The 17,792-nt window shown below is 73.1% G+C and carries 24 protein-coding genes; 12 read left to right on the top strand and 12 right to left on the bottom strand.

Features of this window, described 5'->3' with window-relative positions; all coding sequences use genetic code 11:
* Positions 1-79 precede the first annotated feature (79 nt).
* Together Pta02_RS29070 and Pta02_RS29065 are read right to left on the bottom strand one after the other, a co-directional pair.
* Positions 80-520, bottom strand: a complete 441-nt coding sequence (locus tag Pta02_RS29070) for a type II toxin-antitoxin system PemK/MazF family toxin (protein ID WP_203878156.1) — start codon at positions 518-520, stop codon at positions 80-82.
* 80 nt (positions 521-600) lie between these two features.
* The gene (locus tag Pta02_RS29065) at positions 601-831 is read right to left on the bottom strand and encodes a DUF5302 domain-containing protein (RefSeq protein WP_203878155.1); all 231 of its coding nucleotides are present in this window, start codon (positions 829-831) and stop codon (positions 601-603) included.
* A 326-nt stretch (positions 832-1,157) separates the two neighbouring features.
* Between Pta02_RS29065 and Pta02_RS29060 the strand changes: the two genes are divergently transcribed.
* Complete coding sequence (locus Pta02_RS29060; protein WP_203878154.1) at positions 1,158-1,364, top strand: hypothetical protein; 207 nt, start codon at positions 1,158-1,160, stop codon at positions 1,362-1,364.
* 28 nt (positions 1,365-1,392) lie between these two features.
* The gene (locus tag Pta02_RS29055; RefSeq protein WP_203878153.1) at positions 1,393-1,629 is read left to right on the top strand and encodes an HGxxPAAW family protein; all 237 of its coding nucleotides are present in this window, start codon (positions 1,393-1,395) and stop codon (positions 1,627-1,629) included.
* 35 nt (positions 1,630-1,664) lie between these two features.
* Here Pta02_RS29055 and Pta02_RS29050 read toward each other — a convergent pair whose 3' ends face one another.
* Positions 1,665-2,009, bottom strand: a complete 345-nt coding sequence (locus Pta02_RS29050) for an anti-sigma factor antagonist (RefSeq protein WP_203878152.1) — start codon at positions 2,007-2,009, stop codon at positions 1,665-1,667.
* Between the two features lie 172 nt (positions 2,010-2,181).
* Here Pta02_RS29050 and Pta02_RS29045 point away from each other — a divergent pair, with 172 nt between their 5' ends.
* Positions 2,182-2,544, top strand: a complete 363-nt coding sequence (locus tag Pta02_RS29045) for a DUF2203 domain-containing protein (protein WP_239131303.1) — start codon at positions 2,182-2,184, stop codon at positions 2,542-2,544.
* 30 nt (positions 2,545-2,574) lie between these two features.
* Here the strand turns inward: Pta02_RS29045 and Pta02_RS29040 are convergent, their stop codons facing one another.
* Positions 2,575-2,985, bottom strand: coding sequence for an organic hydroperoxide resistance protein (locus Pta02_RS29040; protein ID WP_203878150.1), 411 nt, complete (start codon positions 2,983-2,985; stop codon positions 2,575-2,577).
* A gap of 88 nt (positions 2,986-3,073) precedes the next feature.
* On the opposite strand from Pta02_RS29040, the gene Pta02_RS29035 reads away from it, so the two are divergent.
* The 3 genes from Pta02_RS29035 to Pta02_RS29025 are packed head-to-tail and all read left to right on the top strand — an operon-like array spanning position 3,074 to position 4,298.
* Positions 3,074-3,517 carry a MarR family winged helix-turn-helix transcriptional regulator gene (locus Pta02_RS29035; protein ID WP_275423626.1) on the top strand — a complete coding sequence of 148 codons (444 nt, stop codon included), beginning with the start codon at positions 3,074-3,076 and terminating at the stop codon, positions 3,515-3,517.
* Complete coding sequence (locus Pta02_RS29030) at positions 3,514-3,870, top strand: MmcQ/YjbR family DNA-binding protein (protein ID WP_203878148.1); 357 nt, start codon at positions 3,514-3,516, stop codon at positions 3,868-3,870. The genes Pta02_RS29035 and Pta02_RS29030 overlap by 4 nt, the downstream gene beginning before the upstream one ends.
* Positions 3,871-3,911: 41 nt before the next feature.
* Positions 3,912-4,298: a VOC family protein gene (locus Pta02_RS29025; protein WP_203878147.1), complete on the top strand. Its 387-nt coding sequence runs from the start codon at positions 3,912-3,914 to the stop codon at positions 4,296-4,298.
* Positions 4,299-4,312: 14 nt separating this feature from the next.
* Here the strand turns inward: Pta02_RS29025 and Pta02_RS29020 are convergent, their stop codons facing one another.
* Complete coding sequence (locus tag Pta02_RS29020) at positions 4,313-4,897, bottom strand: dihydrofolate reductase family protein (RefSeq protein WP_203878146.1); 585 nt, start codon at positions 4,895-4,897, stop codon at positions 4,313-4,315.
* Positions 4,898-4,993: 96 nt separating this feature from the next.
* Here Pta02_RS29020 and Pta02_RS29015 point away from each other — a divergent pair, with 96 nt between their 5' ends.
* A complete protein-coding gene (locus Pta02_RS29015; RefSeq protein ID WP_203878145.1) occupies positions 4,994-5,479 on the top strand; it encodes a winged helix-turn-helix transcriptional regulator in 486 nt (161 codons plus the stop codon).
* A 29-nt stretch (positions 5,480-5,508) separates the two neighbouring features.
* Here Pta02_RS29015 and Pta02_RS29010 read toward each other — a convergent pair whose 3' ends face one another.
* On the bottom strand, positions 5,509-6,498 hold the full coding sequence (locus tag Pta02_RS29010) for a GlxA family transcriptional regulator (RefSeq protein WP_275423624.1): 990 nt from the start codon (positions 6,496-6,498) through the stop codon (positions 5,509-5,511).
* A 92-nt stretch (positions 6,499-6,590) separates the two neighbouring features.
* Between Pta02_RS29010 and Pta02_RS29005 the strand changes: the two genes are divergently transcribed.
* Positions 6,591-6,887 (top strand): putative quinol monooxygenase, encoded by a 297-nt coding sequence (locus Pta02_RS29005; RefSeq protein WP_203878143.1) that lies wholly within the window; start codon positions 6,591-6,593, stop codon positions 6,885-6,887.
* Positions 6,888-7,049: 162 nt separating this feature from the next.
* Positions 7,050-7,565 carry a PaaI family thioesterase gene (locus Pta02_RS29000; protein ID WP_203878142.1) on the top strand — a complete coding sequence of 172 codons (516 nt, stop codon included), beginning with the start codon at positions 7,050-7,052 and terminating at the stop codon, positions 7,563-7,565.
* A gap of 7 nt (positions 7,566-7,572) precedes the next feature.
* On the opposite strand, the gene Pta02_RS28995 is transcribed toward Pta02_RS29000, so the two are convergent.
* A complete protein-coding gene (locus Pta02_RS28995) occupies positions 7,573-8,580 on the bottom strand; it encodes a D-alanyl-D-alanine carboxypeptidase family protein (protein WP_239131313.1) in 1,008 nt (335 codons plus the stop codon).
* 138 nt (positions 8,581-8,718) lie between these two features.
* Entirely contained in the window at positions 8,719-9,093 is a 375-nt protein-coding gene (locus Pta02_RS28990; RefSeq protein WP_239131301.1) for a winged helix-turn-helix transcriptional regulator, read from the bottom strand.
* 108 nt (positions 9,094-9,201) lie between these two features.
* Here Pta02_RS28990 and Pta02_RS28985 point away from each other — a divergent pair, with 108 nt between their 5' ends.
* Complete coding sequence (locus Pta02_RS28985) at positions 9,202-9,804, top strand: carboxymuconolactone decarboxylase family protein (RefSeq protein WP_203878140.1); 603 nt, start codon at positions 9,202-9,204, stop codon at positions 9,802-9,804.
* A gap of 24 nt (positions 9,805-9,828) precedes the next feature.
* On the opposite strand, the gene Pta02_RS28980 is transcribed toward Pta02_RS28985, so the two are convergent.
* The 4 genes from Pta02_RS28980 to Pta02_RS28965 all read right to left on the bottom strand — a co-directional run bounded on the left by Pta02_RS28980 (position 9,829) and on the right by Pta02_RS28965 (position 12,832).
* Positions 9,829-10,989, bottom strand: a complete 1,161-nt coding sequence (locus Pta02_RS28980) for a cation:proton antiporter (protein ID WP_203878139.1) — start codon at positions 10,987-10,989, stop codon at positions 9,829-9,831.
* An 8-nt stretch (positions 10,990-10,997) separates the two neighbouring features.
* Positions 10,998-11,480: a cation:proton antiporter regulatory subunit gene (locus tag Pta02_RS28975; RefSeq protein WP_203878138.1), complete on the bottom strand. Its 483-nt coding sequence runs from the start codon at positions 11,478-11,480 to the stop codon at positions 10,998-11,000.
* A gap of 131 nt (positions 11,481-11,611) precedes the next feature.
* Positions 11,612-12,181 carry a dihydrofolate reductase family protein gene (locus Pta02_RS28970; RefSeq protein ID WP_203878137.1) on the bottom strand — a complete coding sequence of 190 codons (570 nt, stop codon included), beginning with the start codon at positions 12,179-12,181 and terminating at the stop codon, positions 11,612-11,614.
* A gap of 51 nt (positions 12,182-12,232) precedes the next feature.
* Complete coding sequence (locus Pta02_RS28965) at positions 12,233-12,832, bottom strand: NADPH-dependent FMN reductase (protein WP_239131300.1); 600 nt, start codon at positions 12,830-12,832, stop codon at positions 12,233-12,235.
* Between the two features lie 175 nt (positions 12,833-13,007).
* Between Pta02_RS28965 and Pta02_RS28960 the strand changes: the two genes are divergently transcribed.
* The gene (locus tag Pta02_RS28960) at positions 13,008-16,592 is read left to right on the top strand and encodes an AfsR/SARP family transcriptional regulator (RefSeq protein ID WP_203878136.1); all 3,585 of its coding nucleotides are present in this window, start codon (positions 13,008-13,010) and stop codon (positions 16,590-16,592) included.
* Between the two features lie 15 nt (positions 16,593-16,607).
* Entirely contained in the window at positions 16,608-17,768 is a 1,161-nt protein-coding gene (locus tag Pta02_RS28955) for a saccharopine dehydrogenase family protein (RefSeq protein ID WP_203878135.1), read from the top strand.
* Positions 17,769-17,792 lie beyond the last annotated feature (24 nt).

The following is a 17,792-nucleotide window of genomic DNA, read 5'->3' as shown; positions in this document are numbered from 1 at the left end:
CGGCGGGCCACTTCCGGCACCGCGCCGTGGGACTCTGCCGTCACCGGGCCGGTGCCGGGCCGGCGCCGGGCCACGGGGCTCAGCCGTCGGCGGCCCAGCCGTGGGTGGCCCGCAGCACGGCGGCGACGCGCAGGAAACGGTCGCGGTCGAGGACGGCCCCCTCGCGGCGGATGTCGTCCTCGTCGAGCTCGAAGATCCGGTCGAGACGGAGGTAGGAGGGGCGGTTGTCCCGGTCCCAGCGGCCGGGGCCGAGCGCGAGCCACTCGTCGGGACGGTCGCCGCCGCGGCTGGAGAGCATCATCGCCAGCAGCCTGCGCCGGTGGCGGCCCACGACCAGCAGGGGCCGGTCCTTGCCCCGTGCCGCATCCTCCTCGTAGGGGACCCACGCCCACACGATCTCGCCGGGGTCGGCGAGCCCGTCCAGATCGGGGGAGTAGTTCAGGGTCGCCGCCCGGTCCACACGATGGACCTCCCGTACGGCGCCGCGAGCGGGCCGCGGGTCCTCACCGAGATCACGCACGCGGGAGAGCCTATGGCAGATCGCCCGCCTCTCCCAAGTCCCATGGCTCCCGGGACTCCCGGGGTCTCGGAACGGCCGGCTCAGCCGCCGCTCTTGCGCCGGAAGGAGCGCTTGCCGCCGACGGGGCCGTGCGCACCGTGGATCTTGGAGGAGCCCTTCCCTCGGCCGCCGGCGTTCGTGTCCGTCTGGGCGAGCTTCTTGCGCTCCAGGGCCTCGCGGAACTTGCGCTTCAGCTCGTCCTCGGAACTCGCGGACTCCGGCGCGACCTCGGCGTCCTCAAGGCTTTCGGGCTCGGGCGTGACATCGGACATGCGGACCTCCTGATCCGGACGGGTCGTCCAACTCCGGCCAACCGGATCATCATCCTCTCACGCCCGAAATCGGATTTCGGACGGAGACGCGACGTCGGCCGGATGCCGGGTCTGCCCCTCGTCGATCCGCTCCTCGATGAGCCCGCTGCGGAGCATCGGCTCCTTGCTGACCGGTATGCGGGGCTCGGACCGTTCGTGGGCTGAATAGTAACCCGTGTCATGGGCGGCGCCAGAGGCTGGAGGGCCACACTCCGGCACCGGGGATCGGCTGATTGCCCAGGCCCGATCCGGGTACGCTCTCCCCACTGTCGGAGCGGGTGGGGGCGATGGGCGGTGTGCGGCGACGGCGTGGCGTCCGGGACGGGCGCATCCTGATCGCGACCCGCACCCCGAAAGGACGGGACCTGCGCGGCGAGGCGGATCGCGCACCGCCTACGATCGTGGAACGTCTGGACGTGGAACTCGCCGAGTCGCAGGATCCTCGCCAGGCGCCGACCCGCGTGATCGCCGCCGCGAGCAACGCGACCGAATGACCGATATTGAGAGGAACAGGGAGACGTCATGGCTGGAAGTCACGCAGGGAGCCCCAAGTCCTGGCTGGCGGTGATCGTCATCCTGGTGGGATTCACTCTCGGCGGCGTGGCGCTGTGCCTGGGCCCCAACTGGCCGCTGGTGTGGGCCGGAGCGGGCGTCATCGTGGTCGGAGGCGTGATCGCCCTGATCGTCGACATCTTCTCCGACGTGATCATCGACGCGCCGCGCGTGCTGGGGGCCGAGAAGGTTCAGCGCAAGAGCTGAACCCCGGGTCCGGCCCCGGTGGCCCTCCGGTGGGCTCACACCTCCCGGAGGGCGTCCTCGACGGTCGGGGAGATCTCGAAGACGGGCCGGAGCCCGGTGATGGCCAGGATCCGCTCCAGAGTGCCGTGCACTCCGACCAGGACCAGTCGTGAGCCCAGGGCGCGGCTCTGCTGGAGGCTCCAGATCAGCTCGGCGACCCCGGCGGAGTCGCAGAAGGTGAGCGCGGTGAGGTCGATGACGACCGTCTGCGGCCCTCCCGCCCTCCAGACCCTGGTCATCTCGTTGCGGAAGACGGGAGCATGACCGTAGTCGAGCTCTCCGCCGGCGTGGACGACGAGCGCCGCGCCGCGCAGGTCAGACGAGATGCTGAAAAAGGGCATACCAAAGACTCCTCCGCCCGCGGGTGGCACGGCGGGCTGCCTCAGTCCTACCAGGTCTGCGCGCCTGGTAACGCCCGAGAGGTCGCAGGATCTCCCGGAGACTCCCTTTTCCGCGGGCTGCGGCGCGCGGCCGTACTCGGCGATCCGGCCGGGAAGGCGCTACGGTTCAGGGGTGGGCAGGGTCTTCACGGTCGACGAGGCCCGGGCGATGATGCCGGGCGTGCTGGAGCGGGCCGACGATTTCGTGCGCATGCGCGGTGACCTCGCCGAACTCGTCCGCGAGCTGCGCGACCACGGCGAGTCGGAGCTCGGCGGGCTGCCGGAGGTCAAGGCGCTGGAGGCGCGCCTGGAGGAGATCCTCGGCTGGTTCGCCTCGAACGGCGTGGAGGTCAAGGGGGTCGCACCGCTGCTGGTGGACTTCCCCGCGACGCTCGGCGGGGTGTCGGTGCAGCTGTGCTGGCTCGAAGGAGACCGCGACCTGGTCTGGTACCACCGCGACGATCTCGGCTTCGCCGGTCGCCGTCCCCTCCCCTGACCCCGCCGCCCTCTTCCGCGGCTCCTCAGTTCACTCCACGACCAGCTCGACGGGGATGTTGCCCCGCGTGGCGTTGGAGTACGGGCAGACCTGGTGGGCGGTCTCGACCAGGGAGGCGCCCGCCTCGCCCTGCAGCTCGTCGGGGAGCTCGACCCGCAGCGTCACGGTGAGCCCGAACCCCGCCCCCTGCGCCCGCAGACCGACCTCGGCGGTCACCGAGGCGTCGGAGACGTCCGCCCCCGCCTTCTTGGCGACCAGCTGGAGCGCGCTGGCGAAGCACGCCGCGTAACCCGCCGCGAACAGCTGCTCGGGGTTCGTGCCCTCGCCCGATCCGCCGAGCTCCTTCGGCGGGGCGAGCTTCACATCGAGCGTGCCGTCCGAGGACACCGCCCGTCCCTCGCGGCCGGCGGCGGTGGCGATGGCGGTGTAGAGCGTGCTCATGAGAGAGGTTCCCCTTTCGGTTGTGTACGTTTTGATTGTGCACAACTTAATTGGCTGCAGTCAAGCGCGTATACTTCCTCCCGTGAAGCTGCTGCTGGACAACCAGGTGTGCTTCGACGTGCACGCCGCCTCGCGGGCGCTCGACGGCCTCTATCGCGGCCTGTTGCGCGACCTCGGCCTCACCTACCCGCAGTACCTGGCGATGATGGTGCTCTGGGAGCGCGAGCCGGTCACCGTCAAGGAGCTCGGCGCCGCCCTGCGGCTCGACTCCGGCACGCTCTCGCCGCTGCTCAAGAGACTGGAGGCGGCCGGTCTGGTCCGCCGCGAGCGCAGCGCCGCCGACGAGCGCTCGGTGCTCGTACGGCTGACGCCCGACGGGGCCGCGCTGAGGCCCGAGGCCGAACAGGTCCCCGGCCGGCTGCTCGCGGCCACCGGCCTCGACGTGGAGGAGCTGGCGGCCTTCAGGAGCACCCTGCGCCGCCTGACCGCCGCCGTGGACGAGGCGGCCCTCGCGGTGCGGAGGGCGCAGTGACGGTCACCGCCGACGACGTGCGCCGTGTGGCGACGGCCCTGCCCCGCACGGAGGAGAAGATCGTCAGAGACCGGGTGACCTTCCGCGTGGGCCGGATCGTCTATGCCGCGATCTCTCCCGACGAGACCTCCATGGGGTTCGCCTTCCCCAAGGAGGAACGGGCCGCCCTGGTCGCCGCCGAACCCGGCAAGTTCCACATGCCCCGCCCCTCCGACGAACGTTACAACTGGGTCCGCGTCCGGCTGACCGCCATCGACCTGACCGAGATGACCGAGCTCGTCCAGGAAGCCTGGCGGATGGTCGCCCCCAAACGCCTGGCCGCCGCCTACCTCGGCCCCGCCAATCCCCGCTGAGGGGGTGCCGTCCGGCTCCTCGGATGCGTATCGTGCGGGCTGTGACGATCATCTCGCTCATGCTCGCCGTACCGGACGCCGCGGAGGCGTCGGCCTGGTACCGGCGTGCGCTCGGCGCGACAGAGCTGTGGAACCTCGGCTCGGTCATCGGCCTGGAGGTCCGGGGGGCGCCGTTGTTCCTGGCCCAGACGGAGAACAACGGCTGGCAGGATCCCGCCGCGGCCGGCACCACCACGGTACGGGTCGAGGTGTTCGTGGATGATCCGGACGAGTTCGCCGACAGCGCCGCGGCCGCGGGCGCGAACTACCACGATCCGGTACGTGACCACGAGATGCCATGGGGAACGCATCGGCAGGGCGGCTTCTTCGACCCGTTCGGGCATCTTTGGCTGGTCGGCGACAAGTCCCCGCTCCAACGCCATCCTTGACCACCGCCGCCCGGTCATTCCGGCGCGGTCCCGGCCGGGGTCTTCGCCGTCGTGACGGGCCGGTAGCGTACGTCCACGGCCGACCTGGGGTCCTCTGCGCCGGCCCGGTGGAGGTGGATCGGCTTGCCGCCGGGGTTGTCGTACAGCCGGACGCCCTCGCCGAGCAGGACCGGCGCGATGTGCAGGTCGATCTCGTCGATCAGTCCCAGTTTGAGGAGCTGGCGGCCGATGGTGGGCGACAGCACCTCGACGTTCTTGCCGCCCGCCGCCTCCAGCGCGATCCGCACCGCCTCGGCGGGGTCGCAGCTCAGGAACGTGACTGCGTCGGCGGGCGCGGCGTCCTCGGGGTGGTGGGTGAGCACGAAGACCGGCCCCTGCCAGGCGCCGCCGTACACGCCGCCGGCGTCCGGATAGTGGTCCCAGCCGTCCCGGCCGCCCAGCACGGCGCCCGTGGTCCCGACGTACTCGTCGACCAGGCTGGGACGGAACGTGGTCTCGGTCATCCAGTCCATCCCGTGGTCCGGCCCCGCCACGAATCCGTCCAGCGACATCGTGAAGTGCCAGAGCACCTTTCCCTGAGCGGTCTGCGGCTCGTTCATCCGTGACCTCCTGCAATCTGCTTGCGATTTGCAATCAGTGATCAACGCTAGGCCAGCCGGTGGTAGATTGCAACCGGTTCGGAAGCGGGGTGTGAGATGGGGGAGTCCGCGCGTTCCGGGTGCCCGATCAATGCCGCGGTCGAGGCGTTCGGCGACAGCTGGAGCCTGCTCGTGCTGCGGGACGTGATGTTCGGCGACCGGCGTCACTTCAGGGAGCTGCTCGCCGGATCAGAGGAGGGGATCGCCTCCAACATCCTGGCCGACCGGCTGAAGCGGCTGGTGAAGGCCGGATTGCTGACCCGCGAGGACGCGGGGCCGGGACGGCGGGCCGCCTACAGTCTGACCGAGGCGTCGATCCGCCTGGTGCCCGTCTTCGCGCAGCTCGGCGAGTGGGGACTGCGTCACCGCCCGACCACGAGGCGGCTGCGGGTACGGGCTGAGCTGCTGGCGGCCGGCGGGCCGCAGCTGTGGGAGGAGTTCATGGCCGAGCTGCGCGTCGTCCATCTCGGCGAGCCGGCGCCGGAGCGGGACGGCCCGAGCGTCATGGAGCGCCTGGCCGCGGCCTACGCCGCCGCACTCTGAACTCCCTCACGCGTCGCCGTGCCGAGGCCTCATGCGTCGTCCGGACCGCCCTGCCCCCGCTCACCGCCGCGCAGGGCCGACACCGTGCTGGCGGTACGGCGGCGCAGCAGGACGCGCAGCGTGTTGGCGTGCTCGTAGCCGACCCTGCGGGCGATGGCCTCCAGAGGGAGATCCGTGGTGCGCAGCAGGTGGCGGGCCTGCTCGACGCGAAGGTCCTGCACGAACTGCACGGGTGAGACGCCCAGGACGCGGCGCACGGTCCGCTGGAGGGTGCGCTCGCTGACGCCTGCCGCGCGGGCGGCCTCGGTGACGCTGAACGGCTGCTCCAGGCCGGCGCGGACCCAGCGTTCGAAGGCCGCGACGGTCGGGTCGCTCTGGGCGAGCGCGCCGGCGATGGTGTAGGCCGACTGGGACGGCCGTTCGTCGATCACCAGATAGCGGGCGATGAGATCGGCCAGATGGGGACTGCTCGCCCGCACGACCGCCAGGGCGAGATCGACGTGACCGAAGGCGGCTCCCGCCGTCATCACGCCGTCGGAAGTGATCACCATGCGGGTCTGGTCCAGCGCGACCTTCGGGTAGCGGGCGCGGAAGTACGGCGCCAGCCACCAGCTGGTGGTCGCCCGCCGCCCGTCGAGGACGCCGGACTCGGCCAGCAGGAAGGTGCCCGTGCACGCCGAGGCGATCCGGATCCCCCGGCGGCGGGCATCGGCCGCCAGGCCCCGCACCTTGCCCGCCGCGGAACCCGAGACGTGGGCGAGGAGGGCCTCGGGCTCGCGCTCGGCCAGGGCGGGGACGAGCAGCAGGTCCGCCTCCCCGGCCCGGCCGGCGGGGGCGCAGGAGACCAGGTGTCCGGCGCCGGTGCGGATCCTCCGGCGGAAGCCGACCGTGACGACCTCCCAGGCCGGCGGGGGCTGCGGAAGCTGCCCCCCCATCGCGTTGGCCCCCTCCAGGACGTCCAGGACGGCCGAGAGACCGGAATCGAACACGCCATCGTATGCCAGTACAGCTACCTTCATGCCGGAAACGCTATCAATAACGTCGCTTCCGCCACTGGGACCGCTCCGGCCACGGCGTTAGGTTGCCTCTACACCGAGACGAGGAGGTCACGATGAAGATCGGTCTGCTGGCCCGGATAGAGGCCAGACCGGAGTACGCCGACAAGGTCGAGGCGATACTGCGCGACGCGGTGCAACTGGCCGTCGAGGAGGACCGCACCCTCACCTGGTTCGCCTTCAAGGAGAACGACACGACCTTCGGGGTCTTCGACACCTTCGCCGACGAGGCGGGGCGGCAGGCCCACCTGCGGGGCCGGATCGCCGCGGCGCTGATGGAGGCGGCGCCGACCATGCTGAGCGCGCCGCCGGACATCCGCCCGGTGGACCTGCTGGCGGTCAAGGCGCCCTGAGCCGGACCCGGTACGGCGGGCGCCGGTGGTCGAGCCGTCGCCCGCCGGCGCCCTTCCACATGACGTCGTCCTCCGCGCGACGTCGTCCTCCGCGCGACGTCGTCCTCCGCGCGACGTCGATCTCCACACGACGTCGAGAAGAAACCCGAGAAGAAAGCAGCCATGACGCAGACCCCCGCGACCCGCGCACGTACCCGCACCCACACCTGGGCCCCGCCGACCTCCTACGCCGACGCGGGCGCCTCATCCGGGCTCGAACTGCTGAGACTCAGCCTGGAGGGGCGCCTGCCCACCGCGCCGATCTGCGGCACGCTCGGCTTCCGGCTCGTCGACGTCGAGGAGGGCAGGGCGGTCTTCGAGGGGGATCCCGGCGAGCACCTCTACAACCCCATGGGCACCGTGCACGGCGGTTTCACGGCCACCCTGCTCGACTCCGCGCTCGGCAGCGCGGTCATGTCGGCGCTGCCCGCCGGCCGGGCCTACACCACCATCCAGCTCAACGTGAACCTGCTGCGCCCGATCTTCGGCGACACCCCCACCCTGCGCTGCGAGGCCACGGCCGTCCACGTGGGCCGTACCATCGCGACCGCCGAGGCCCGGGTGACCGGCACCGCCGACGGCAGGCTGTACGCGCACGGCACCGCGACGTGCGCCGTCTTCGCCGTGCCGGGGGCGTGACGGACGCTCAGGAGGCCACGCTGCGGTAGAGCTCTCCGGCCAGGGCGGTGGTGCGCCGGGTGGAGCGCTGCCAGCCGGTCCCGGCGGGGTGAGCGGTGAGCAGCACCATGATCCACCGCTCCCTCGGGCCGACCAGGCCGGTGGTGTGCAGCACCGGGCGGCCCAGGTCGGGGACGGGCGCCGCGGCCCCGGCGACCGGGGCGGACGGGGCGAGGGTGAACCCCGCCGTGGTGAAGCCGGGGGACCGGTCCGCCGGGGCGGAGGCGGTTTCCACGGTGGGAACGGCGGGAGTCGTCCGGGCGGTGCCGGCGGCGGATGCCGTCTCGGCGCCGCCGGCGGCCGTGGTGGCGGTGCCGGTGGGGGAGGCGCGGGTGCAGCGGACCGGGGGTGTGGAGCCGTACCCCGACCAGCCCTGCTTGACCGCCCAGGGGCCGGGCACCCCGCGCGGGATGCCGAAGAACTGGTCGAAGCCGTCGGAGCCGCACTGGCCGGCCCTGCGCAGATGGCCGAGGACGAGCCGGCCGACCCGGGGGTCGGCGCGGTCGAGCAGGTAGCGGTAGGTCCTGACGACGTCCAGCGCGCTGAGCGAGGTGTAGCCCCAGAAGCCCGGTTTGTCGGCGGGCGGGGGAGCGGTGTCGGTCAGGCCCAGCCTGCGCGCCGTCCGCTTGATGATCTTCCCCTGGCCGCCCCGGTTCCAGAACGCGGACGCGGCGTCGTCGTCGCTGACCCGGAGCATGACCTTGAGCAGCTTCTGGTCGCGCGCGGGCACGGTCGGGTGGGACTCCAGATAGTCGATCGCGATCAGGAGCTTCACCACCGAGGCGGACCTGAACTTCCGGTGCGCGGACCGGTGGGCGACGATCTTCCCCGTCTGCCGGTCGAAGACCACGTATCCGGCGGCCGTGCCCGCCGGGACGCGTGGTTTGCCCGGCGGGGCGGCGGCCAGAGCCGGGGTCGGAGCCGGGGTCGCGGCGAGGACGAGGGCCGCCACTGCCGGGACGGCGAGGAATCTCATCACCCGCCCATGCCTACCAGATCCGGGCGGCGCGCACCGCCCGGTCGCCGGGTTCCGGAGCGTACGGCCGGCGCGGTGGTTCTCCGGGTCACCCGACCCGCCCGGGTCACCCGACCCGCGGGTTCCCGGGGCGTTCGCTCAGCGGGCGTCGCCCGGCCCGCCGGGACCCCCGGCGTCATCCGGTCCGCCGGGACTTTCCGCGTCATCGGGAGCGTCGAGGGAGGCGATCCAGCGCCGGGCCCACCGGTCCAGGGGCCGGATGGCCTCACAGAGCTCCCCGCCCGCCGGGGTGAGCTCGTAGCGGCCGTCATCGGTGCGCCGGACGAGGCGATTGTCCTCCAGCTCCAGCAGCCGCTGGCGCAGGACGCTGGAGGACATCCCGTCGCAGCGCTCCTGGAGAGACCGGAAGCCCGCGGGCGCCTCGCGCAGCTCCCACAGGACGCGCAGGCTCCAGCGCCGGCCCAGCAGGTCCAGCGCGACCATGATCGGGCGTCCGGTGGTCGATCCCCTCACGGGTCCTGGCCGGTTCACGGCACCCCCTTGTGCTTCGATTTTCGAATCGCTATCGTCGCCATCGTACTGCTTCTGAAATAGAAGCATAGGGGAGAGCTGGAGGCTGCGATGGCCCGTATCGAACCGCTCACCGAGCCGTACCCCGGGCGGGAGGGCGCGCTGCTGCGCGCGATGATGCCGCCGGGGGTCGAGCCGATCACGCTGTTCCGGGTGCTGGCCCGCAACCCGACGATGACGCGGGCCATGCACGGGTGGGGCTCCTACGAGCTGAGCCGGGAGCTGAGCGTGGGGCTGCGGGAACGCGAGATCGTGATCCTGCGCACCTGCGCGGCCTGCGGGTGCGAGTACGAGTGGGGCGTGCACGTCGCGTTCTTCGCCGGCAGGGCCGGGCTGACCCCGGCCCAGATCACCTCGCTGACCGCGGGGGAGGCCGGCGACCCCTGCTGGGACGACGAGGGCGAGCGGCTGCTGATCCGCGCCGTCGACGCCCTCCACCGCGACGGGGACATCGGCGAGGAGCTGTGGTCCCGGCTGGCGGCCCGCTTCACCGAGCCCCAGCTGCTCGACGTCGTGCTCCTGTGCGGGTGGTACCACGCGATCAGCTTCCTGGCCCGGACCCTCCGCCTGGAGCCGGAACCGGGAGCCCCGCACTTCGCCGACGCCGCGCTCGGCGCCCTCGCCGCCGGCGTGCCGCGTACGGCCGCGTCGTGAGCGCGGCCGTACGGCGGGGACCGGTCAGGCGCGCTTGGCGATGGCGGTGATGAACGGCTGGACCAGGCGGGCGGCCAGCGGGCCGAACGCGGCCAGGATGAGCACGTAGGCGGCCGCCAGCGGGCCCAGGTCGGGGTGGGCCCCGCCGGTCACCGCCAGGCCGGCGATCACGATGTTGAACTCGCCCCGGGGGATGAGCGCGATGCCCGCGCGGGCCCGGCCGGCCTTGCCGATGCCCGCCCGCCGGGCGGCGTACACGCCGGTCAGCAGCTTGGTGACCATGCTGACCAGGGCCAGCACCACGGCCAGCCCCGCCATCGGCAGGATCTTCGCCGGATCGGTCTGCAGGCCGAAGAAGACGAAGAAGACCGCGGCGAACAGGTCGCGCAGCGGGGCCAGCAGCGCCTGGGTCTCGTGGGCCAGCTCCCCCGACAGGGCGATGCCGACCAGGAACGCCCCCACCGCGGCCGACACCTGCAGCTGCTGGGCGGCCCCGGCCACCAGCAGGGCCAGGCCGACCACCTTCAGCAGCAGCACCTCGGAGTTGGGGCTGGAGACGAACGCCTCGATGAACCGCCCGAAGCGCAGCGCCACCAGCAGCACCACGCTCACCGTGGCCAGCGCGATGCCCACGGTGACCGCGCCGCCGGCGAAGCTCAGGCCCGCCAGCATGGCGGTCAGCACCGGCAGGTAGACCGCCATGGTCAGGTCCTCGAAGACCAGCAGCGACAGCACCACCGGGGTCTCGCGGTTACCGATCCACCCCAGATCGGACAGGACCTTGGCGGTGATGCCCGAGGAGGTGGCGTAGGTGACGCCGGCCATGGCCACCGCGGCGACCGGGCCCCAGCCGAGCAGCAGCGCGCAGATCGCGCCGGGCGCGGCGTTGAGCACCAGGTCCACCAGGCCGGCCGGGGCGTTGCTCTTCAGGCTGGTCACCAGCTCGCTGGCGTTGTACTCCAGGCCGAGGGTGAGCAGCAGCAGGACGACGCCGATCTCGGCGCCGGTGGCGATGAACTCCTCGCTGGTGGCCAGCGGCACGATGCCGCCGGTGCCGAACGCCAGTCCGGCGATCAGATAGAGGGGGATGGGCGAGATGCCGACGCGCAGCGCCAGCGCCCCGAGAATGCCGAGCCCGAGCAGGACGGCGCCGAACTCGAGAAAGAGAACTGCAGTGTGGTGCACCCGCCGGCCTAACCGTGAGAGAAGATGTCGGCGACGGCGGCGGTGCTCTCCGGGCTGCCCACGACGACCACGACGTCGTCTCCGGCCAGGACGAACTCCGGGCCGGGGCTGGCGACGACCTGACCGGAGCGGACCACGGCCACGATGGAGGCGCCGGTACGGGTGCGCACCCGCGCGTCCCCCATCGGGCGCCCGTCGTAGCGCGAGCCGGACGGGATCGGCAGCTGCAGGCTGACCAGCCCCTCGACGTCCCGGTGCAGGGCGTTGAGGCGCTGCACGATGCGCGGGGCGCCCAGCAGCTCCACCAGCGCGTCGGCTTCCTCGTCGTTCAGTTTCACGGTCTCGCAGGCGCGGTCGGGATCGTCGGGATCGTAGATCACCAGGTCGCGGCGGCCGGTACGGTGCGAGACGATCCCGATCCTTCGCCCGGAGCGCGTCGTGAACTCATGCCGCAATCCGATTCCCGGAAGCACCGTCTGCTCGACTTCCACCGCGCTGATCCTCCGCTCGTACACGTACCGTTCCCCCAGAACCTATAACGGGAGCCCGGCGGCCGCCGAGGCGCCTGCCGGGGAGCGGCGTTCCGCTCCCCGGCAGGCGCCTCGGCGCGAACCCCGGGGGATCAGCCGGCGGACGCCGGAGCCGGGCTCGTCTTGACCGGCCGGTAGGTCAGCAGGACGGTTCCCGAGTCGAACGCCTCGTTGTCGACGAGCTCCATGGTCGCCTCCGTGCCCGCGGGGAACAGGGGCTGCCCGCCGCCCTTGACGACCGGGTAGATCCAGAGCTTGTACTCGTCGAGCAGCCCGTGCTCGGCGAGTGTGTCGGTGAGCCGGCCGCAGCCCCAGATCAGGATGTCCCCGCCGGGCTGCTGCTTGAGCCGGTTCACTTCGGCGAGCAGGTCGTCCCCGTGGATGACGCTCGAGTTGTTCCAGTCGGTCTCCTTCAGGGTGGAGGAGACCGCGTACTTGGTCATGGCGTTGACCTTGTCGGAGTAGGGGTCACCCGACATGGAGGGCCATGCCTGGGCCATGCCCTCGAAGGTGACCCGGCCGAGCAGGAGGATGTCGCTGCCCAGCAGGAGATCGAGAGAGTACTTCTGGGACCCCGCGTCGGAGTACGGCAGGGCCCACAGGTGCGGGTCGTCGATGAAGCCGTCGAGCGTCACGAAGGTCGAAGCGATGATCTTCCTCATTGTTTCCTCCGGTGTCCGATCATGTGGTGAAGCGGATGAAGTAAGGGACGTTCAGATCTTGTAGGGCTGCCTGGCCCGGGCCTCCCGCAGAGCGTGGGCCCACCAGGTCAGCCGGTCGAGCGCGGCCGCGACCTCGTCGTTGCAGGGAGCGGAGGCCTTGGGCCAGCTGCCGTCGGCGGTGAACAGCTCCCAGTAACGTGGCAGGACGACGGCGTCGCATATCGCCACGGCATGCAGTTCTGTGAAGATTTGGCGCAACTGGCCGACGGCGTGCACGCCGCCCGATTCCCTGCCGTAGGCGACGAAGGTGACGGGCTTGGCGTGCCACTCCTCGTAGTACCAGTCGATGGCCGTCTTGAGCGGAGCGGGAAAGCTCCGGTTGTACTCGGGCGTGATGACCGCGAAGGCGTCGGCGGCGCTCAGCCGCGGCGCCAGGTCCCGCACCCGCTGCGGGAGGGGTTCGTCCTGATCGGTAAGGGTCTGCGGCAGATCCGCCTTGGCCAGGTCGACCAGGTCCACCTCCAGGTCGGCCCGCCTGCGGGCCCTGGCGGTGAACCAGTCGGCGACCGTGGGGCCGAACCGGCCGTTGCGGGTACTGGCGATGATGACCGCCAGCCGCAGCCGTCCGTCCTGCGGCATCTGTCCGCACATCCGTTCCGCCTCCTTCGCGACCCTCTCGCTTTGACGTCTCCTACGATGCCCGGACCCCTTTACGGTTTGTTTCTCGCCGCCTTACGGCTCCCACCCGTCGTTTCTCGTGGTCTTACGGCTTTCGCCCGGCCGGCTTACGGGGTGACGGGACGGGGCGGCCGTTATCGTGATTGCCATGCGTTTCGGGGTGTTGGGGCCGCTGGCGGTGTGGACGGCCGGGGGTGAGCCGGTGGCGATCCCGGGGCTGAAGGTCCGTGCCCTGCTGGCCGACCTTCTCGTGCACGAGGGGCGGCCGGTGCCCGCCGACCGGTTGATCGACGACCTGTGGGGCGAGGACCCGCCGGGCAATCCCGCGGGTGCGCTGTCGGCCAAGGTCTCGCAACTGCGCCGGGCGCTGGAGGACGCCGAGCCGGGCGCCCGCGAGCTGGTCGCCCACCACCCGGCGGGATATCTCGTGAGAGGCGAGACCGACGCCGGCGTGTTCCGGGCCCTGCTCGCCGAGGCCGGCCGGGCGCGTGACCCCCGGGCCAGGGCGGACCTGCTGTCCGAGGCGCTGGCCGTCTGGCGGGGTCCGGCGCTGGCGGACTTCGCCGACGAGCCGTTCGCCTGGCCTGCCGTGACCCGCCTGACCGAGCAGCGGCTGGCCGCGCAGGAGGATCGGGCGGAGGTACGGCTGGAGCTCGGCGAGCACGCCGCCCTGGCCGGAGAGCTCCGCGAACTGCTGACCGGGCATCCGTTCCGGGAGAGGCTGCGCGCCGCGCACATGCGCGCGCTGTACCGCTCCGGCCGGCAGAACGAGGCCCTGGCCAGCTACGAAGAGCTGCGGACCATGCTCGCCGACGAACTCGGGCTGGACCCGAGCGCCGAGCTGGGCGCCCTGCATCGGGCGATCCTGACCCAGGACCCGTCGCTGACCGCCCCCGCCCCGCCCCCGGCGCCCGGCGCCCGGCAGAACGCGCCCGCTCTTGACGGGAGCGCGCCCCCGGCGACCACGGCGCCGCCTCCACCGCCTGCGGCCGTGCCGGACCCCGTGACGTCCGCCGTATCGGCCCCTGCGGCGCCGGCCGTACCCGGGACCGCGCCCGCCACCAACGTGCCCTCGCCGATCACCGGCCTGGTCGGCAGGGACGAGGCGGTCTCCGGGATCCTCGCCCGGCTGGCGGCGGACCGGCTGGTGACGCTCACCGGCCCCGGAGGGGTGGGCAAGACCCGGCTGGCGGTGGAGGCCGCCGGCCGGCTGGTGAACCCGTCCGCGTCCGGGACACCGGTGGGCCTGCCCGCGCCTGAGGCGCCGTCCGCGTCCGGGACGGCCCCCGCCGTGCGTGAGCTGTTCCCCGACGGCGTCTGGCTGGTCGAGCTGGCAGCGCTCGACCGGCCCGCCGACCCGGACGCCCTGCTCCGCCTGGCCGAGGCGGTCATGGCGGTGCTGGGCGTCCGGGACGCCGCCGACCCGGGCGGGCCGGCGACCGCCGCGGCCCGGCTCGCCGAGGCGCTGCGCTCCCGGCGGCTGCTGCTGGTGCTGGACAACTGCGAGCACGTGATAGAGCCGGTCGCCGAGCTGGTGGAGTCGCTGCTGCGGGCCGCCCCGGGGCTGCGGATCCTGGCGACCAGCCGGGAACCGCTCGCCCTGGCCGGGGAGGTCGTCTGGGCCGTTCCCCCGCTGGAGGTGCCCGGCCCCGCCGCCGGGCTGGAGGAGCTGCGGGAGTCCGGGGCGGTGCGGCTGTTCGTGACCCGGGCCTCCGCCGCGGCGCGTGGTTTCACCCTGGACGAGGAGAGCGCCCCGGCGGTCGCGGTGCTGTGCCGCAGGCTGGACGGCATCCCGCTGGCGCTGGAACTGGCGGCCACGCGGGTGCGGGCGCTGGGCGTGCACGGCCTGGTGGCCCGGCTGGACGACCGGTTCCGGCTGCTGGCCACCGGTCATCGGGGCGCCCCGCCGCGCCAGCAGACGCTGATGGCCATGATCGACTGGAGCTGGGAGCTGCTGAGCGACCCCGAGCGCGTCGTGCTGCGCCGGCTGGCCGTACACGCCGACGGCTGCACCATGGAGGCCGCCGAGGCCGTCTGCGCCGGTGACGACCTGCCGGCCGCCGACGTGATGGATCTGCTGACCCGCCTGGTGGACCGTTCCCTGGTGGCCCCGGCCGACGGCGCGGACGGGCCCCGCTACCGGCTGCTGGAGTCGGTGGCGGCCTACTGCGCCGATCGGGTGCGCGAGGCGGGGGAGACGGACCGGCTGCGGCGGTGGCACCGCCGCCACTACACCGCCCTGGCCGAGGAGGCCGAGCCGCACCTGTACGGCGGCGGCCAGCGGCGGTGGCTGCGGCGCCTGGACGCCGAGGCGGCCAACCTGCGCACGGCGCTCGCCGCCGCGGTCGAGGACGGCGACGCGGACGGGGCGCTGCGCCTGGTCAACGCGCTCTCCTGGTACTGGTTCCTGCGCGGGCGCCTGGCCGAGGCCCGGCGGTCGCTGGCCGCGGCGCTGTCCCTGGTGGCGCCGGAGAGCGTGGACGCCGGCGGGTCTGGTACGACCGGGCCGCCCGGTCCCGCGCCCGTGGCCCGGGCGATGGCCTGGCAGGCCGGGATCGGCTTCCTGTACGGCGAGGCCGCCGACCGGGACGCCCGCAGGCAGGCGGTCCTGAAGGCCTACGAGGCCGCCGGCGACCCGGGCGGGCGGGCCAGGGCCGAATGGTTCCTGGGTTATGCCGGGCTGGACCTCGGAGACCTGGAGGCCGCAGCGGAGCTCACGGAGCGGGCGCTGCCGGTCTTCCGGGAGCTCGGCGACCGATGGGGTACGGCCGCCGCCCTCGCCACCCGGGCCAAGCTCGCGCACGTGCGGGGCGACGTGGCCGCGCTGCGGGCCGACGGCGAGCTCAGCGCGGAGCTGTTCGGCGGGCTCGGCGACCGATGGGGCCGGCTGGAGGCGTCCGGCTGGCTCGGCGCGCTGGCCGAGATGACCGGCGACCTGGAGCAGGCCGGCCGCATGCACGAGGAGGGCCTGCGCCTGGCCGAGGAGCTCGGGCTGTGGAGCGAGGTCTCGGCGAGGCTGGCCTGGCTGGGCTGGATCGCGTTGCAGCGCGGTGAATACGCCGGGGCGCAGGAGCTGTGCGAGCGGGCCCTGCGGCTGAGCGTCGAACAGGGCCACCAGGCGGGGCAGGTCTTCGCCAGGATGGGCCTCTCCTTCGCCGCCCGCCGGGACGGGCGGCTCGACCGCGCCGAGACCCACCTGCGCGCCGTACTGGACGCCGCGCCCCGTCAGGACGGCGGGACGCCGCCGCCGTACCTGCCGATGATCGTGGCGGAGCTCGGCTTCGTGGCCGAGCAGCGCGGCGACGCGGCCGGGGCCCTGGCCCTGCACCTGGAGGCCTTCGACCTCGCGGTCAGGCTGAGCGCCACCCGGGGGGCGTCCGTCGTCCTCCTCGGCATGGCCGGGGCGCTGTCCCTGCGGGGCCGCCACGATCTCGCCGCCCGTCTGCTGGGCGCGGCCGAGGCCGTGCGCGGAGCGGACGGGGCGCCCCCGGCCGTCGCCGAGGGCGCCGACACGGCACGGGTCACCACGCGGGTGCGCCGGGCGCTGGGCGAGGACCGCTTCGCCGCCGAGCACGCGCGGGGGAGGGTTCTCACTCCGGAGCAGGCGCGGGATTCGGCGACCACGCCGGATGGAGAGGACACGCCGGGTACGCAGGACGAGATGGACATATCGGCTGGGGCAGGGGAGTCACGGCGTACGATTCCTGCACGCCCGTCCGGATCCGCCCGCTGAAGGGAAGGCTCGTCCATGGCCGACGACCGCCCGTACGACATCGTGCTGTTCGGCGCCACCGGGTTCACCGGCGCGCTCACCGCGGACTACCTCGCCGGCGCCGCCGGTCCCGGCTGCCGCTGGGCGCTGGCCGGCCGCAACCGGGCCAAGCTGGAGGCCGTCAAAGAGCGGATCGGCATGCCCGGACTCCCTCTGCTGCACGCCGACGCCGGCGACCCCGCCTCGCTGGCCGAGGTGGCCCGCCATGCCAGGGTGGTCGCCACCACCGTGGGCCCCTACATCCACCACGGGGAGCCGCTCGTCGCCGCCTGCGCCGAGGCCGGCACCCACTACGCCGACCTCACCGGCGAGCCGGAGTTCGTCAACCTGATGTTCACCCGCCACCACGCGCGGGCGCAGGAGACCGGCGCGAAGATCGTGCACGCGTGCGGGTTCGACTCGATCCCGCACGACCTGGGCGTCTACTTCACGGTCGACCGGCTTCCCGAGGGCGTGCCGATCCGGATCGACGGGTACGTGCGCGGCAACGGCAGGCCCTCGGGCGGGACCGTGCACTCCGCCGTCGCCGCGGTCTCCCGGGCCCGGCAGAACGCGCAGGCCGCGATGGCCCGGCGCAGAGCTGAGGAGCGCCCCGCGGGGCGCAGGGTGCGGGGAGGGCCCGGGACGCCGCACTACGTGGGAGGCTGGGCGCTGCCGCTGCCCACGATCGACCCGCAGATCGTCGCCCGCTCGGGCCGCGCGCTGGAGCGCTACGGCCCCGACTTCGCCTACCGCCACCACGTCGCCGTCAAACACCTGTCCAGCGCCGTCGGCCTGGTCGCGGGCGCCGGGGCGGTCTCGGTGCTGGCCCAGCTCCCGCCCGTGCGGTCGTGGCTGCTGACCCGCTTCGCGCCGGGTGACGGGCCCACCCCCGAGCAGCGGGCCGAGAGCTGGTTCAAGGTGACCTTCGACGGCCGGGGCGGCGGCCGACGCGTGGTCACCGAGGTCGCCGGAGGCGACCCCGGCTACGGCGAGACCGCCAAGATGCTCGGCGAGTCGGCGCTCTGCCTGGCCATGGACGACCTGCCGAAGGTCTCGGGCCAGATGACCACCGCCGCGGCGATGGGCGAGGCGCTGATCGGCCGCCTCCAGCGGGCCGGCATCTCCTTCCGCGTACTGAGCCAATCACCCGCGTGATGGTACGGCGGGCGGCCATGCCCG

It is taken from the genome of Paraplanobispora takensis, assembly GCF_016863195.1.
Classification (GTDB): Bacteria; Actinomycetota; Actinomycetes; order Streptosporangiales; family Streptosporangiaceae; genus Planobispora; species Planobispora takensis.
This window is presented reverse-complemented; position numbering and strand designations above follow the sequence as displayed.

Bases quoted from the DNA above. Each gene is read 5' to 3' on its own strand.
- Pta02_RS29065 (WP_203878155.1), bottom strand. From the start codon at position 831: ATGTCCGATGTCACGCCCGAGCCCGAAAGCCTTGAGGACGCCGAGGTC.
- Pta02_RS29060 (WP_203878154.1), top strand. From the start codon at position 1,158: ATGGGCGGTGTGCGGCGACGGCGTGGCGTCCGGGACGGGCGCATCCTG.
- Pta02_RS29055 (WP_203878153.1), top strand. From the start codon at position 1,393: ATGGCTGGAAGTCACGCAGGGAGCCCCAAGTCCTGGCTGGCGGTGATC.
- Pta02_RS29050 (WP_203878152.1), bottom strand. From the start codon at position 2,009: ATGCCCTTTTTCAGCATCTCGTCTGACCTGCGCGGCGCGGCGCTCGTC.
- Pta02_RS29040 (WP_203878150.1), bottom strand. From the start codon at position 2,985: ATGAGCACGCTCTACACCGCCATCGCCACCGCCGCCGGCCGCGAGGGA.
- Pta02_RS29020 (WP_203878146.1), bottom strand. From the start codon at position 4,897: ATGAACGAGCCGCAGACCGCTCAGGGAAAGGTGCTCTGGCACTTCACG.
- Pta02_RS29015 (WP_203878145.1), top strand. From the start codon at position 4,994: ATGGGGGAGTCCGCGCGTTCCGGGTGCCCGATCAATGCCGCGGTCGAG.
- Pta02_RS29010 (WP_275423624.1), bottom strand. From the start codon at position 6,498: ATGAAGGTAGCTGTACTGGCATACGATGGCGTGTTCGATTCCGGTCTC.
- Pta02_RS29005 (WP_203878143.1), top strand. From the start codon at position 6,591: ATGAAGATCGGTCTGCTGGCCCGGATAGAGGCCAGACCGGAGTACGCC.
- Pta02_RS29000 (WP_203878142.1), top strand. From the start codon at position 7,050: ATGACGCAGACCCCCGCGACCCGCGCACGTACCCGCACCCACACCTGG.
- Pta02_RS28995 (WP_239131313.1), bottom strand. From the start codon at position 8,580: ATGAGATTCCTCGCCGTCCCGGCAGTGGCGGCCCTCGTCCTCGCCGCG.
- Pta02_RS28985 (WP_203878140.1), top strand. From the start codon at position 9,202: ATGGCCCGTATCGAACCGCTCACCGAGCCGTACCCCGGGCGGGAGGGC.
- Pta02_RS28970 (WP_203878137.1), bottom strand. From the start codon at position 12,181: ATGAGGAAGATCATCGCTTCGACCTTCGTGACGCTCGACGGCTTCATC.
- Pta02_RS28965 (WP_239131300.1), bottom strand. From the start codon at position 12,832: ATGTGCGGACAGATGCCGCAGGACGGACGGCTGCGGCTGGCGGTCATC.
- Pta02_RS28960 (WP_203878136.1), top strand. From the start codon at position 13,008: ATGCGTTTCGGGGTGTTGGGGCCGCTGGCGGTGTGGACGGCCGGGGGT.
- Pta02_RS28955 (WP_203878135.1), top strand. From the start codon at position 16,608: ATGGCCGACGACCGCCCGTACGACATCGTGCTGTTCGGCGCCACCGGG.